Below are 13,367 nucleotides of genomic sequence, written 5' to 3' on the forward strand. Positions count from 1 at the left end.
GACGGCGCGCGCGACGGCCTGGGGCCTGTCGCACGCCCCCTCCGGGGCCGGGTCCGTGTGTGAGGGTCATCGCCCGAGCGACGCCCGCCGTCACCGCGTGGTGGGCAGCAGCCAGTTCGGCAGCCACATGGCGATGCCGGGGACGAGGCAGAGGATCAGGATCGCCACCGCCATCAGGATGACGAAAGGCAGCGTGCCCCAGATGATGTCCTTCAGCGGGATGTCGGGGGCGATGTTCTTGATGACGAAGATGTTCAGGCCCACGGGCGGGTGGATCAAGCCCATCTCCATGGTGATGGTCATCACGACGCCGAACCAGACGAGGTCGAACCCGGCCGCCTTCAGGGGCGGCAGGATGATCGGCGCCGTCATCAGGATGATCGAGACCGGGGGCAGGAAGAAGCCGAGCAGGATCACGAGGCCGAGGATCGTCACCAGCAGCACCCAGGGGGAGAGCTGCATCGCCACGATCGCGGCCGCCGCCGACTGCGAGATGTGCAGGTAGCTCATCACGTAGGCGTAGAGGAGCGACATGCCGATGATCAGCATCAGCATGGTCGATTCCCGCAGGGTCGCGGTGAGGATCGGGCTGACGTCGCGCGGGCGCCAGACGCCGTAGATGACGGCGATCAGGCCCAGCGCCAGGAGGCCGCCGAGGCCCGCCGTCTCGGACGGGGTGGCGTAGCCGCCGTAGAGCGCCACCATCACGCCCGTGAGCAGGATCACGAAGGGCAGCACCCGCGGCAGCGTCGAGAAGCGCTGACGCATGCTGTAGGTGTCCTCCGCGAGGATCGCCGAAGCGGTGCCGTTCCGTTCGTAGGCGACCTTCGCGGCCGCGTATTCCGCGCGGAACCGGTAGACCGACCAGGCCGCGAACAGGCCGACCAGGAGCAGGCCCGGTCCGATGCCGGCGAGGAACAGGCGTCCCAGCGACTGCTCGGCCGCCACCGCGTAGAGGATCATGGTGATCGAGGGCGGCAGCAGGATGCCGAGGGTACCGCCCGCCGCGATGATGCCGGCGGCGAAGCCCGGCGAGTAGCCGCGCTTGCGCATCTCCGGGATGCCGGCCGAGCCGATGGCCGAGCAGGTGGCCGGGCTCGACCCCGCCATGGCGGCGAAGAGCGCACAGGCGAACACGTTGGCGATGCCGAGGCCGCCGGGGATGCGGTGCATCCAGGCGTGCATGGCCGAATAGAGGTCCTGGCCGGCCTTGGACCGCCCGATCGCCGCGCCCTTCAGAATGAAGAGCGGGATCGACAGCAGGGTGATCGAGGCCATCTCCTCGTAGACGTTCTGCGCCACCGTATCGAGGGAGGCGCCCGGCATGAAGACATACATGAAGGCCAGGGCGACGAAGCCCAGGGCGAAGGCGATGGGGATGCCGGCGAGCATCGCGCTCAGGGTGGCCCCCGCATAGAGGAAGCCGATGGCCGCGACGCTCATGGATGCCTCCCGGTGACCTTCGTGTCCGGCACAGTGTTGGCGAGGGGATCGCCGAGGGGCCGCGTGCCCGTCGGTGTGGCGCCGGACTGCCCCGCTGCATCGCGGTTGAGATCGGCCCCAAGGCCGATCTTGGGGTTCGCCCAGCCCGCCTTCTCGGCGCCGTAGAGGATCTCCTCGGCGATCTGCAGGGCGAATTGGAGGCCCAGCAGGGTCATGCCGATCGCCATCAGGATGTAGGGGATCCAGAGCGGCGGCCCCCAGCTCGACTGCGACACCTGCCCGTCGACCCAGGCCTCATGAAGCAGGGTCCAGCTTTTCCAGGCGAAGAACGTCACGAAGACGAAGCTGATCACGTCCGCCACCAGGAGGCGGGCGCGGTTGACCCGCGGCGAGAGCAGGCCGGTCAGCGCCTCGATGGCCACGTGGCCGCGCTTGGCCTGAACGGCGGCGGCCGAGAAGAAGGTGGCGCCAACGATGAGGAACACCGCCATCTCGTCCTGCCAGTCGGTGGGCTCATGCAGGACGTAGCGGATGACGACGCTGTAGCTGAGGACCAGGCAGGCGCAGACGAGCGCGATGCCGCCCAGCAGCATGATGACGTGATTGACGCCCTTCAGGGCCCGGTCGATGGTGCCGAGGAGCCCCGGAACCCGGGGCTCTGCCGTCGTGTGCGTCGCGGCGGCGGCCGAGGCCGCGTCGAAGGCGTGGCTCACGACACCTGCTCCGCCAGCTTGAGGAGCTCGGCGCAGCCGGCCGACTTACCGGCGAAGTCCTTCCAGGCGGTATCCCGGGCGATGTCACGCCACTGGCCCAGGGTCTTCTCGTCGAGGTTCTGGACCTTCGCACCGGCCTTGGCGAAGATCTCCTCGACCTTGGTGTCGTCCGCCTTGGCCCCGGCCTGCCCGAACGGCTCGAGCTCGGCGCCGATGGTCATGATCAGGTCCTGCTGGTCCTTGGGCAGGCGCTCGAAGGCGAGCTTCGACATCATCAGCGGCTCCAGCATGAACCAGTAGGAGCGCTCGCGGCCCGAGGTCAGGGCCTTGCCCAACTCTTCCAGGCGGAACGAGATCAGGCTGGTGGACGAGGTGATGACCGCGTCGCAGGCGCCCGTCTGCATGGCGGCGTAGGACTCGCTCGAAGGAATGGAGAGCGTGGCGGCGCCGGCCTGCTTCATCATCAGGTCCATCTCGCGCGACCCGCCCCGGACCTTGAGGCCCTTGGCGTCGGCCGGCGCGTAGAGGGGACGCTCCCGGCTGGCGACGCCGCCCGCCTGCCAGACCCAGGAAACGAGGATAATGCCCTTCGCGTCGAGGATCTCGGTGAGCTTGCGGCCCACCGGCGCCTTCTTCCAGGCGATGGCCTGCTCGTAGGAGCTCACCAGCGCCGGCATCAGCCCGATGTTCAGCTCCGGCACCTCGCCGCCCGCGTAGGGCGAGGGGTAGAGCGAGAGGTCGAGGGCGCCCTTCCGCATGGCCGCGAACTGGGCGTTCGTCTTCATCAGCGACGAACCCGGATAGACCTGCACCTCGAGGGCGCCCTTCGAGCGCTCGGCCAGGGCCATCGCGAACTTGCGGCACATGCGATCGCGGAAGTCGCCCTCGTCGATGGTGCCGCCGGGGAACTGGTGGGAGAGCTTCAGGGTGGTGGCAGCCTGGGCCCGCGAGCCCAGGGACAGGATGGCTGGGGCGGCGAGGCCGCCGGCAACGAGGGCACGGCGTGTCAGCATCATGGCGTGTCTCTCCCTAGGCCGGACCCCGGCCGCTCGTTTTTGCAGCGCAGCATTTATACTGCGCCGCGTCTTCGTTATACATGAAACGACGCCTTGTATATTTTGTCAACGCGATTGAATAATAGTGGACGCCTGATTTTTGCGAGTCGGCGGGATTAGGACGGGCCGGGATCTCAGCGCATGAACCAATCGCGCCGCCTCAGGCAGACCATCGAGACCGAGATCGTGGACGGTCGCCTCGCCATCGGCGCGCGCCTGGACGAGACGGAACTCGCGGAGCGCTTCGGGGTCTCGCGCACGCCGATCCGCGAGGCGCTGCTGCAACTGGCGATGACGGGCCTCGTGGAGATCAAGCCCCGGCGCGGGGCCATCGTCAGCGCCCCCGACCCGCAGCTCCTGATCGCGATGTTCGAGACCATGGCGGAGATCGAGGCCTCCTGCGGGCGGCTGGCGGCGCGCCGGCTCATCCCCGACGACGAGGCCGCCCTCAAGGCGGCCCTAGCGGCCTGCGCCGCCTCGGCCGCGGCCGGCGACCCCGAGACCTATTACGCGGAGAACTACATCTTCCACACGGTGGTGTACCGGGCCTGCCGGAACGGGTTCCTGGAGGAGCAGGCGCGCCAGCTGCACCGGCGTCTGGCGCCGTTCCGACGACTCCAGCTTCGCGCCCGCAACCGCCTCGGTCAGTCCCTGGCCGAGCACGACGCCATCGTGGCCGCCATCGTGTCGGGCGACGAGACCGCGGCTTCCGACCGGCTGCGGGCGCACGTCATCGTCCAGGGCGACCGCTTCTCGGATCTCGTGGCGGGTCTGCGCTCGATCAACGCCGCGGCCTGATCCTTCGCGGAGGGTTTCGCTCGGATCGCCGCCCGGGGCGACGACACAACCGGTGGATGTCGCCGGGTGAAGGGCAAGTCAATCTTAAGGGAGGCCCGCTAATCGAGGAACGCTCTTTCTCGCCAAGCGGTCACCGGCTTTCCCCATGCGCCTCTCTCTCAAGTCGACGCTGATCGGCCTTTTCGGTCTACTGGCGCTCATCACCACCGGGCAGGGCCTCGTCTCGTTGGCGAAGATGGATGCCATCGGCGACCGCATCACGGTCCTGTCCGACAACGCCCTCCCCTCCGTCGATGCCGCCCATGCCATGAACGCCCTGGTGATGCGGATCCGGCTTTGGCAGTTCCGCTACGTTATCGCCGACACCGCCGAGGAGCGCACCAACAGCGTCGCGCAGGCCGCGACCCTGGCCACGGACCTGGAGACCCGGCGCGCGGCCTACGGGACCCTGGTGAGTTCCCGCGCCGAGGGCGCCCTCTACGACGAGGTCAGCGCCAAGCTCGCCCAGATGGGCCAGGACTGGACCCAGCTCCGGGCCATCGACCCCGCCCGGCGCGACGAGGTCCTGACCCTGTTCCGGGGGCCGATGAACGCCAACTACCTCGCCACCAGCGCCAGCATGCGCAAGCTCGTGACGCTCAACGGCGAGGCCGGCGAGGCCGCCAAGGCGGCGGCGCGGGCGGAACAGGCGAGCGCCGTGCGAACCACCCAGGTCACGCTCGGGCTCTCCGTCCTCATGGCACTGGCCGCCATGGCCCACACGATCCGCGGTATCACACGGCCGCTGGGCGCGATGACGGCGGCCATGCGGCGCGTGGCGGACGGCGAGGCCGAGACCGAGATCCCGAGCGTCGGCCGCCAGGACGAGATCGGCGCCATGGCCGACACCCTCGAGACCTTCCGGGCCAACCTCCTGCGCAGCCGCGTCCTCGAGGAGGAGACCCGCCTCGCCCGCGCCGGCGCCGAGGCGCAGCGCAAGGCCGCGATGCGCGAGATGGCCGACGGGTTCGAGGGCGCCGTCGGCGGGATCCTCGACCGGGTGACCGCGGCGGCGGGCCAGTTGCGCGGCACGGCCCAGAGCATGGCGACCACCGCCTCCGAGACCGCCCAGCAATCCGGCACGGTCGCGGCGGCGGCGGATCAGGCGGCCTCCAATGTCGGCATGGTGGCGGCCGCCGCCGAGGAACTCGGGGCCTCGGTCCAGGAAATCGGGCGCCAGGTCGACGGCTCCACGGAACTCGCCCAGCGGGCGGTGGACGAGGCCGCCCGGACCGCGTCGCAGGTCCAGGAACTCAGCGCCGCCGCCGCGCGGATCGGCGACGTCGTCGCCATGATCTCGACCATCGCGGGCCAGACCAACCTGCTGGCCCTCAACGCCACCATCGAGGCGGCGCGGGCCGGCGAGGCCGGTCGCGGCTTCGCCGTGGTGGCGGCCGAGGTGAAGGAACTCGCCAACCAGACGGCGCGGGCCACCGAGGAGATCAGCGGCCAGATCGGCCGCATCCAGGGGTCCACCGGCCAGGCCGTGACCGCGATCGAGGGCATCAGCGGGCGGATCCGCGAGATCAGCCACGTGGCGACCTCGATCGCGGCGGCGGTGGAGGAGCAGGGCGCGGCCACCCAGGAGATCGTGCGCAACGTCGGCGAGGCCGCCACCGGCACCGGCGAGGTCACGACCAACATCGCCGGGGTCGCCGGAGCGGCCGAGGCGACCGGCGCCGCCGCGTCCCAGGTCCTGGCCTCGGCCTCCGAGCTCTCGCACGAAGCGGAGCACCTCGCCCAGGAACTGGCACGCTTCCTCGGCACGGTTCGCGCGGCTTAATCAAATAGAATGTCCCCGCGGGCAATCACGCCAGATCCTAGCGCGGACTCTTTACTTTCCTCGGTTTCGATCGTCCAATAACCCTTGCGGGGCGTACGGAAACGGTCTTGCGAGGGAGGGAACGATGATGACCCGACATCTTCTCGGTGCGGCTCTGGCCGCGTGCCTCGTCCTGCCGGTGGCGGCCCGCGCCGACACCGCCGCCACGGCCGGGCGCAGCGCCGCCGAAACCTGGGACAAGACCTACAACAGCGGCGACATGGACGCCCTGGGCACGCTCTACGCCCCGGACGCGCTGGTGATCCCGAAGGGCGCGGCGATCTCGGGACCGGGCGAGATCAAGACGTTCTTCTCGGGGCTGAAGGCAAAGGGCTTCGACGATCACCGGATCACCGTCCAGTCCGCGCGGGAGACAGGCGACGTCCTGGTGCTGTCCGGGCGCTGGGAGATGAACGGCCCCGGCGAGGGCGGAGCCCGAAAGAAGTTCGAGGGCAACTGGATCAACGTGATGGAGCGCCGCCCCGACGGCTGGCGCACCGTGCTGCACACCTGGAACTAGCGCTCGGAGCGGCGCCGCCCGCGCCCCCCCGGCGGATGGCCGGCCGGGACGGGCTGGCGCGAGGACGGATGGCGGCTCAGGCCGCCGACCCGGCCGCCTCGCGGCTGGCGGCGCCGAAATTCTCGGCGATTACCGGGGTCCGGGCCCGGATGTGGGCGCGCATGAGCAGGGCGAGCGCTTCGCCGTCGCGGGCGCGCAGCAGCGTGATCATCCGCTCGTGCTCGGCCACCGACTGCGCCCACTGCTCCGGCGTCTGATGCACGGCGTAGCGCGAGCGCTGGATGCGACCCGAGAGGCTGTCGTAGATGCCCCCGAGGGTGGCGTTGCGGCTGGCCCGCATGATGGCCTCGTGGATCTCCCGGTTGAGGGCGAAGTAGACCCCCTCCTCGCCGGCGCGCCAGGCGGCCACCATGGCCTCGTGGTCGCGGGAGATGCCGTCGATCTCCGCATCGGTGATGATGCGGCAGGCGAGATCGGCGGCGGTGGCCTCCAGGCCGGCAATGACCTCGATCATCTCCTCGATCTCGGACTGCGACAGGCTGGCGACGCGGGCGCCGCGATTGGGCAGCAACTCGAGAAGCCCCTCGGTGGCGAGGATCTTGATCGCCTCGCGCAGGGGCGTGCGGGAGATGCCGAAGCGTTCGGTCAGTTCGCTTTCGTTGATCCGCGCCCGCGGCTCCAGCTCACCCGAGCGGATGAGGTCGCGCATTCGGTCGACGACCTCATCGTGCAGATAGCGCCGGTTGATGCCGAGGCCCGGTTCGATCTTGTTCATGGGTCCACGACGTCTGGAAGAGGAATGAAAAATACTCCCTCTGGTAATGCGTCGACTGAGACCTGTCGAGGGAGTGCGGAACTATAGCCCGGTTCCGCGCACAGGCCTCCGGCGAAAGCCAGGCGACCCCACCGGGATGACGGATCCGCGGGTCTTCGAGCCGCCTGCGGCCTCACCCGACACCACCTCGCCCTGATCCGGCGGGGGCGTCTCTCAGCGAAGCTCCTCGTGCCAGGTCCGGCCGTCGCGCTCGATCAACGCGATGGCGGCGGTGGGACCCCAGCTTCCGGCGGGATAGGGGCGCGGCGGCTCGGGCCGGTCGGCCCAGGCCTTCAGGAGGGAATCGGCCCAGGCCCAGGCGACCTCGACCTCGTCGCGGCGCATGAACAGCGTGGCGTTGCCGCGCACCACGTCCATGAGCAGGCGCTCGTAGGCATCGGGGTAGCGCTGCTTGAAGGTCTCCTCGAAGGAGATGTCGAGGTTGGTCGGCCGCAGCCGCATCCCGCCCGGACCCGGATCCTTGGTCATGACTTCGAGCTTGATCCCCTCTTCCGGCTGGAGCCGGATGACGAGGCGGTTGGGCTCGCGCCCGAAGGATTCCGCCGGGAAGATCGAGAACGGCGAGGCGCGGAACTGCACCACGATCTCGGACAGCTTTCGCGGCAGGCGCTTGCCGGTGCGCAGGTAGAACGGCACGCCGGCCCAGCGCCAGGACTGAACCTCGAGTTTCAGGGCGACGAAGGTCTCGGTCCGGCTGTCGACGTCTCCGCCGAGATCGGTGCGGTAGCCGTCCACCGGCTGGCTGCCGACGGCGCCGGCCGAGTACTGGCCGCGCACCGTCACGCTCTGCACGTCGTGCGGCGTGATGGGCTTCAGGGCCCGCAGGACCTTCAGCTTCTCGTCGCGCACCGAATTGGCGTCGAGGGAGAGCGGACTCTCCATCGCCATCAGGCAGAGGAGCTGCAGCATATGGTTCTGGACCATGTCGCGCAGCGCGCCCGAGGTGTCGTAGTACCCCGCGCGGCCCTCGACTCCGACGGTCTCGCCCACCGTGATCTGGACGTGGTCGATGACGTCGGCCGTCCAGAGCCGCTCGAAGATGGTGTTGGCAAAGCGCAGGGCCAGCAGGTTCTGCACCGTCTCCTTGCCGAGATAGTGGTCGATGCGGAAGATCTGCTCCTCGGGAAACACCGTGCCGACCGCATCGTTGATGGCGCGGGCCGACTTCAGGTCCTTGCCGATGGGCTTCTCCAGCACGACGCGGGACTTCTCGCCGATCAGGCCGTGCTTGGCGAGATTCTGGCAGATCGAGCCGTAGAGGTCGGGTGAGGTGGCGAGGTAGTAGGGCCGCACCTGGTCCGGGCGCTCGGCGAGCTTGGCGGCCAGATCCTCCCAGCCCTCGTCGCCGGCTCCGTCGACCGCGACGTAATCGAGGTGGTCCAGGAAGGCGGCGAGCTTGTCCTCGCCGATGTCGCCGGCCGGAACGAAGCGCTTGATGGCGTCGCGGGCGCGCTCGCGGAAGGCCTCGGTGGTCATCTCCGAACGCGAGGCGCCGATGATCCGGCTCGTCTCCGGAATCTGTCCGTCCATGAAGCGGTAGAACAGGGCCGGCAGCAGCTTGCGCGTGGTCAGGTCGCCGGTGGCGCCAAAGACGACACAATCGAAGGAGGCGACGGGGATAATGGTGGCCAAGTGCGGCTCCCGTTCGGTTTGCAAGTCAGGCGGTTCGCGGGTCGGCAAGTCGGCTGGCGAGTCGATTTGCAGGTCGGTTTGCGGGTCGCGACGAATCGCCCCCGGTGTGTCGGCTTCCCCGCGACGCTATGCAAGGCATCCGCCACCCGAGGGGCGTGCGGGAGGGCACCCCTCCCCGCGCCCGGTCACGATCCGGCGAAACGCGTGAACGCCGCTCCATGGTTCGGATGCCAGCGGGACAGCGCCGGCCGGTTCTCGATGATGTCCCCGGCCGCCCAGGCGATCCGCTTCTCGTCCTGTGCCCGGGTGGTCTCGTTGTCCGGACACAGGATGTAGAAGTCGCCCCGGGCCAGTCCGGCCATCAGGGCATCCACGGTCTCGTCCGGCGTCCAGGCGCCGGCGGGCTTCTCGCTGACCCCGCGGGCCCGCGTCAGCCCGGTATAGACGAATCCCGGGATGAGCAGGTGCGCGCTGACGCGGACGCCCTCGCGTTCGCGCAGGTCGTGGGCGAGGGCCTCGGTGACGACCTTCACCCCCGCCTTCGAGACATTGTAGGGCGTGTTGCCGGGCGGCGTGGTGATGCCCTGCTTCGAGCCCGTGACCACGATGGCGCCGGGCTCGGTCCCGGCGATCATCGCCGGTACGAAGGCCTGGATGCCGTTGATGACGCCCCACAGATTGGTGTCGAGGATGCGCGCCCACGTCTCGGGGTCCGAGAACAGCCGTCCCCCGGCCTCGATCCCGGCATTCAGCATGACCACGGCCGGCGGCCCCTCCGCACAGGCCGCCGCGCCCAGGGCCGCGACGGCCTCGGGCCGGGCCACGTCCGTGGCCATCGCGTGGACGGACGCCGCCGTCCCGCCGCGCGCGACCTCGGCGCGGGCCGAGTCCAGCGCCGCGCCCGGCAGGTCGGCGAGCCAGACCCGCATGCCCGCCGCGGCGAAGCGCCGGGCGGCCGCCAGCCCGATGCCGCTCGCCGCCCCGGTGACGACGGCGGTCCGCCCCGCCTGAATTGCCGGATGGTTGGTCATGGCCGCTGCTCCTCCGCCGTTCCGGGGCGGGAGTTAGGGCGCGCGCCGGCCCCCGTCACCGCGCGGCAGGAGATTGGTAACCGTCTGTGCGCATGGTCGGGGAGACTTGCCACTCGAAAGGTTCGCGATGCTTTCGCGCCACAGGACCGTCGCTCTCCGCCCGCACCGCCTCCGCGCGGGCCTGTCGCCCCTGGCCCTCCTCTGGGTGCTGGGCGGCGCCGCCACGGCTCAAGTCTCCGGCGCGCCGGAAGCCCCCGCGCCCGCGAAGGCTCCGAAGATCGAGAGCCTCACCACCACCACCGCTCCGGCGACGCCCGCCGTCCAGGCGATCGCACCGGGCGCAGCCGAGGCCACCGCCGCCCCGGCTGCCGCCCAGGCCCGGAAGTCGCGCGAGCTGCCGCCGCTGGTGGTGGCCCGGGTCTCCGCCGACCCGGTGCCGACCCTCAGTCCCGCGACGTTCCTCGACACCCTGCGGATGGCCGACCGCTATCAGGCCATGGTGGATGCCGGCGGCTGGACCGCGCTGCCCGCCGACCTCGTGGTCAAGCCCGGCGCCGGCCATCCGGCCATCCCGGCCCTGCGCAAGCATCTCGCGCTCGTGGGCGACCTGGCTGCCGATGCCCCGATGAACGACCAGCTCGACGCCACCCTGGTGGCGGCCGTGAAGGCGTTCCAGGCCCGCCACGGCCTGCCCGAGACCGGGCTGATCGGCCGCCAGACGGTGGCGGCGCTCAACGTGCCGGCGGCCACCCGCCAGCGCCAGCTCGCCGCCTCCGCCGCGCGCCAGATCGGCTCGAACTTCGCCTATGGCGACCGCTACGTGGTCGTGAACATCCCCTCCGCCACGGTGGAGGCCGTGGACCACGGGGTCGTGGTGCGCCGCTACGTGGCGGTGGTCGGCAAGCCCGACAAGGCGACGCCGCGGATCGAGGCCCGCATCACCGACGTGAACCTCAATCCGACCTGGACCCTGCCGGTCTCCATCATCAAGAAGGAGATCATTCCGAAGATGCGCAAGGATCCCGGCTACCTCGCCCGGGAGCGCATCCGCATCCTCGGTCCCGGTGGCGTCGAGGTCGACCCCACCGCGATCGACTGGTCGAGCGAGAAGGCGGCCAACTACACCCTGCGGCAGGATTCCGGCCTGGACAATTCCCTGGGTCAGGTGCGCATCGACATGCCGAACAAGCAGGCGGTCTACATGCACGACACGCCGTCGAAATCGTTGTTCGCCCGCGAGGTGCGGTTCCATTCCCACGGCTGCGTGCGCGTCGCGCAGGTGAAGGAGCTCGCCGGCTGGCTGCTCGAGAGCACGCCCGGCCCCAACGGTCCCGGCTCGACCTGGGGCCCGATCGAGATCGAGACCAGCATCGCCACCAACGAGCGCCTCGACATCAAGCTGCCGAAGCAGATCCCCGTGACCTTCGTGTATCTCACCGGTTACGCCACCCCGGACGGCCGCGCCCATTTCCGGGACGACATCTACGGGATCGACAGCCCTGCGGTGCCGATGCCGGACGTGGCGGCGACGGGGACGATCGCGCCGCCGACCGCTCCCAAGTCGGCGGCCGTGCCCGCGACGCCGAAGGCGTCCAGCACCGGGTCCGCATCCGCCCGGACTCCCGGCGACAAGCCGTCCCTCGCCAGCCCGCCCCTTGCCAAGCCGTCCCTTGCCAAGCCATCCCTTGCCAAGCCGGTTCAGGCTGCGCCGGTCCCACCCAAGCCCGTGCCGAAGGTGATCGCGGATAAGGGAGCCGTGCCCGGCGCGGCCCCGGCTCAGAGCCCCGGCAAGGCAGCTGCGCCCAGGCCGACGAGTACCGGTGCCGAGAAGACGGCAGGCGATTTAGTCCCCCCGGGATCGATCCCCAGCCGCGCGGCGCTTCCCCCCACGGATTGAGCCCAAGCCGGCCGTTCCCCTATCGCAAGGGCTCGCCCGGCGCGATGGGGGGCGCCTTCCTCCGGTCCGCCCCGGCCACCTGTCGTGGCCCGTCCGCTCGGACGCTCTCGGGAGTCGACGCGCGGCTGACAAGACCCGGGATCGCCATCAATTGAATGGTATCATCTTGCGAGCGCGTTCCGACGGGGGCCGTGCGAGGAGACGGATCACCCAGGGTCCGGCGGAACGCGCGGAGCAGCGTCGCAGAGCGAGGTGGTGAGCCTAATGCCTGGCACCTGGCCATGGCGGTCTCGTGGGTTCTGTCTCGACGTGCCAGCGGCCTTGATCGAGGGCCTACCGCGCGTGGCAAGGTGCGTCGGACGAGGCGCCTCAGAGAAGCGTGACCTTGCGGTTGCCGATGTCATAGAAGCCGCCGACGACCTTCACCTGCCCGCGGGCGACGCGGTCCGAGAGGATCGGCCCGGCCTGCTCGAGACGCCGGACGTTGTGCCGGACATTCTGGGCGATCGCCTCGGCAAGGGGATCCGGTGCCCGCGCTTTCTCGGCCAAGTCGACCGCCGGCCGGATCGCGTCGATCAGCATCGGCAGATGGCCCGGAAGCACGACGTTCGTCTTCATGACCTCGATCGTCGCCTTGACGGCACCGCAATCGGAATGGCCCAGCACGAGGATCAGCGGCGCGCCCAGCACCGCCACGCCGTATTCGAGGCTGGCGAGGCTGTCGGTGTTGACGAAATTGCCCGCGACCCGGACGACAAACAGGTCCCCGGGTCCCTGATCGAAGACGAAATCCGGTGCGACTCGGGCATCGGCGCAGCCGACCACGCAGGCGATCGGATGCTGTGCGGCGACCCTCGCCGCTCGGCCGGCGGAAAAGTCCCTGTACGACGGCGTATTCGCTGCGTAGCGCCCGTTGCCTTCCAGCAGGCGCGCGAGAGCCGCGTCGGGCGTCATGACGTTCGACCCCGAGACCTCCGCGGCCGCTCCGGGTGCCGCCGGCATGGCGAGCGCGCCGGCAGCGACGGCGGTCAGCAAGGTGCGGCGTGAGACATGAGATGCATGCTGATCACACACGGTCGCAATTCCTAGTCGAAAGACTTATGCCTCATCATCTCAGGGTTGTATCACGCCGGTTTTCCGTCGCCAAGTCCGAACTCCGCAGGAAGTTCGGGACGTGACAGGGCTCACGGGTCAGCGCTGACCGACCGCTCCGATTGACGGCAGGGCAGGCAGGCTGGACGATCATGTTCGCGCGGGTTGATGGGCTCGGGTCGAGGCCCGTTCTCCGCGAGCTATGGGGATTTCCGGTGACGGAGGTGGTCAGGCGGCGCGGTAATCTGGGTTCGCTGCGACCTCGGTCCCGTCGCGGACGACGACGCCGGCCACGACCTTCGGCACCGGGTTCTCGCCCTCAGCCGAGCTGGACCCCGTCCTGAACGACCGCGAGCAGCCGCGCGTCGCCGTGATCGTCAACGGCCTGAGCGCGGTGAACATCGACGCGGATCTGGTGCGAGGCGGCCATCCGGACCGCCCTTCGACGTCCGCCTGATCGACACGGGGCCGGGGCGCCTTCGAGGCCGCC

The 13,367-nt window shown here is 69.9% G+C and carries 11 protein-coding genes and 1 pseudogene; 5 read left to right on the plus strand and 7 right to left on the minus strand.

Going from position 1 to position 13,367, the window contains the following annotated elements:
* Positions 1–90: 90 nt before the first annotated feature.
* The 3 genes from ASF18_RS08740 to dctP are packed head-to-tail and all read right to left on the minus strand — an operon-like array spanning position 91 to position 3,172.
* Positions 91–1,443 (minus strand): TRAP transporter large permease, encoded by a 1,353-nt coding sequence (locus tag ASF18_RS08740; RefSeq protein WP_056212034.1) that lies wholly within the window; start codon positions 1,441–1,443, stop codon positions 91–93.
* Complete coding sequence (locus ASF18_RS08745; RefSeq protein ID WP_056212032.1) at positions 1,440–2,156, minus strand: TRAP transporter small permease; 717 nt, start codon at positions 2,154–2,156, stop codon at positions 1,440–1,442. Before ASF18_RS08745 ends, ASF18_RS08740 begins: the two co-directional genes overlap by 4 nt.
* Entirely contained in the window at positions 2,153–3,172 is a 1,020-nt protein-coding gene (dctP, locus tag ASF18_RS08750; RefSeq protein ID WP_056212030.1) for a TRAP transporter substrate-binding protein DctP, read from the minus strand. Before dctP ends, ASF18_RS08745 begins: the two co-directional genes overlap by 4 nt.
* 180 nt (positions 3,173–3,352) lie before the next feature.
* Between dctP and ASF18_RS08755 the strand changes: the two genes are divergently transcribed.
* The 3 genes from ASF18_RS08755 to ASF18_RS08765 all read left to right on the plus strand — a co-directional run bounded on the left by ASF18_RS08755 (position 3,353) and on the right by ASF18_RS08765 (position 6,390).
* A complete protein-coding gene (locus tag ASF18_RS08755; protein WP_056212028.1) occupies positions 3,353–4,009 on the plus strand; it encodes a GntR family transcriptional regulator in 657 nt (218 codons plus the stop codon).
* A gap of 145 nt (positions 4,010–4,154) precedes the next feature.
* On the plus strand, positions 4,155–5,831 hold the full coding sequence (locus tag ASF18_RS08760) for a methyl-accepting chemotaxis protein (protein WP_056212025.1): 1,677 nt from the start codon (positions 4,155–4,157) through the stop codon (positions 5,829–5,831).
* 124 nt (positions 5,832–5,955) lie between these two features.
* Positions 5,956–6,390, plus strand: a complete 435-nt coding sequence (locus tag ASF18_RS08765; protein WP_056212023.1) for a nuclear transport factor 2 family protein — start codon at positions 5,956–5,958, stop codon at positions 6,388–6,390.
* A gap of 76 nt (positions 6,391–6,466) precedes the next feature.
* Here the strand turns inward: ASF18_RS08765 and ASF18_RS08770 are convergent, their stop codons facing one another.
* The 3 genes from ASF18_RS08770 to ASF18_RS08780 form a co-directional block, all read right to left on the minus strand.
* Positions 6,467–7,165: a GntR family transcriptional regulator gene (locus tag ASF18_RS08770; protein WP_056212020.1), complete on the minus strand. Its 699-nt coding sequence runs from the start codon at positions 7,163–7,165 to the stop codon at positions 6,467–6,469.
* A 213-nt stretch (positions 7,166–7,378) separates the two neighbouring features.
* Positions 7,379–8,857 (minus strand): glucose-6-phosphate dehydrogenase, encoded by a 1,479-nt coding sequence (gene zwf / locus ASF18_RS08775; RefSeq protein WP_056277483.1) that lies wholly within the window; start codon positions 8,855–8,857, stop codon positions 7,379–7,381.
* A 185-nt stretch (positions 8,858–9,042) separates the two neighbouring features.
* Positions 9,043–9,888 carry an SDR family NAD(P)-dependent oxidoreductase gene (locus ASF18_RS08780; RefSeq protein WP_056350887.1) on the minus strand — a complete coding sequence of 282 codons (846 nt, stop codon included), beginning with the start codon at positions 9,886–9,888 and terminating at the stop codon, positions 9,043–9,045.
* Positions 9,889–10,015: 127 nt separating this feature from the next.
* On the opposite strand from ASF18_RS08780, the gene ASF18_RS08785 reads away from it, so the two are divergent.
* A complete protein-coding gene (locus ASF18_RS08785; protein ID WP_082487277.1) occupies positions 10,016–11,785 on the plus strand; it encodes a L,D-transpeptidase family protein in 1,770 nt (589 codons plus the stop codon).
* A gap of 369 nt (positions 11,786–12,154) precedes the next feature.
* On the opposite strand, the gene ASF18_RS08790 is transcribed toward ASF18_RS08785, so the two are convergent.
* Positions 12,155–12,859: a carbonic anhydrase gene (locus tag ASF18_RS08790; protein ID WP_056350889.1), complete on the minus strand. Its 705-nt coding sequence runs from the start codon at positions 12,857–12,859 to the stop codon at positions 12,155–12,157.
* A 346-nt stretch (positions 12,860–13,205) separates the two neighbouring features.
* Between ASF18_RS08790 and ASF18_RS24650 the strand changes: the two are divergent.
* A pseudogene (locus ASF18_RS24650) lies at positions 13,206–13,304 on the plus strand (GTP-binding protein); the annotation flags it as partial.
* Positions 13,305–13,367 lie beyond the last annotated feature (63 nt).

It is taken from the genome of Methylobacterium sp. Leaf89, assembly GCF_001422215.1.
Classification (GTDB): domain Bacteria; phylum Pseudomonadota; class Alphaproteobacteria; order Rhizobiales; family Beijerinckiaceae; genus Methylobacterium.

Excerpts from the sequence above, each read along its gene's own strand:
- ASF18_RS08740 (WP_056212034.1), bottom strand. The coding sequence starts at position 1,443 with ATGAGCGTCGCGGCCATCGGCTTCCTCTATGCGGGGGCCACCCTGAGC.
- dctP (WP_056212030.1), bottom strand. The coding sequence starts at position 3,172 with ATGATGCTGACACGCCGTGCCCTCGTTGCCGGCGGCCTCGCCGCCCCA.
- ASF18_RS08755 (WP_056212028.1), top strand. The coding sequence starts at position 3,353 with ATGAACCAATCGCGCCGCCTCAGGCAGACCATCGAGACCGAGATCGTG.
- ASF18_RS08760 (WP_056212025.1), top strand. The coding sequence starts at position 4,155 with ATGCGCCTCTCTCTCAAGTCGACGCTGATCGGCCTTTTCGGTCTACTG.
- ASF18_RS08765 (WP_056212023.1), top strand. The coding sequence starts at position 5,956 with ATGATGACCCGACATCTTCTCGGTGCGGCTCTGGCCGCGTGCCTCGTC.
- ASF18_RS08770 (WP_056212020.1), bottom strand. The coding sequence starts at position 7,165 with ATGAACAAGATCGAACCGGGCCTCGGCATCAACCGGCGCTATCTGCAC.
- ASF18_RS08780 (WP_056350887.1), bottom strand. The coding sequence starts at position 9,888 with ATGACCAACCATCCGGCAATTCAGGCGGGGCGGACCGCCGTCGTCACC.
- ASF18_RS08785 (WP_082487277.1), top strand. The coding sequence starts at position 10,016 with ATGCTTTCGCGCCACAGGACCGTCGCTCTCCGCCCGCACCGCCTCCGC.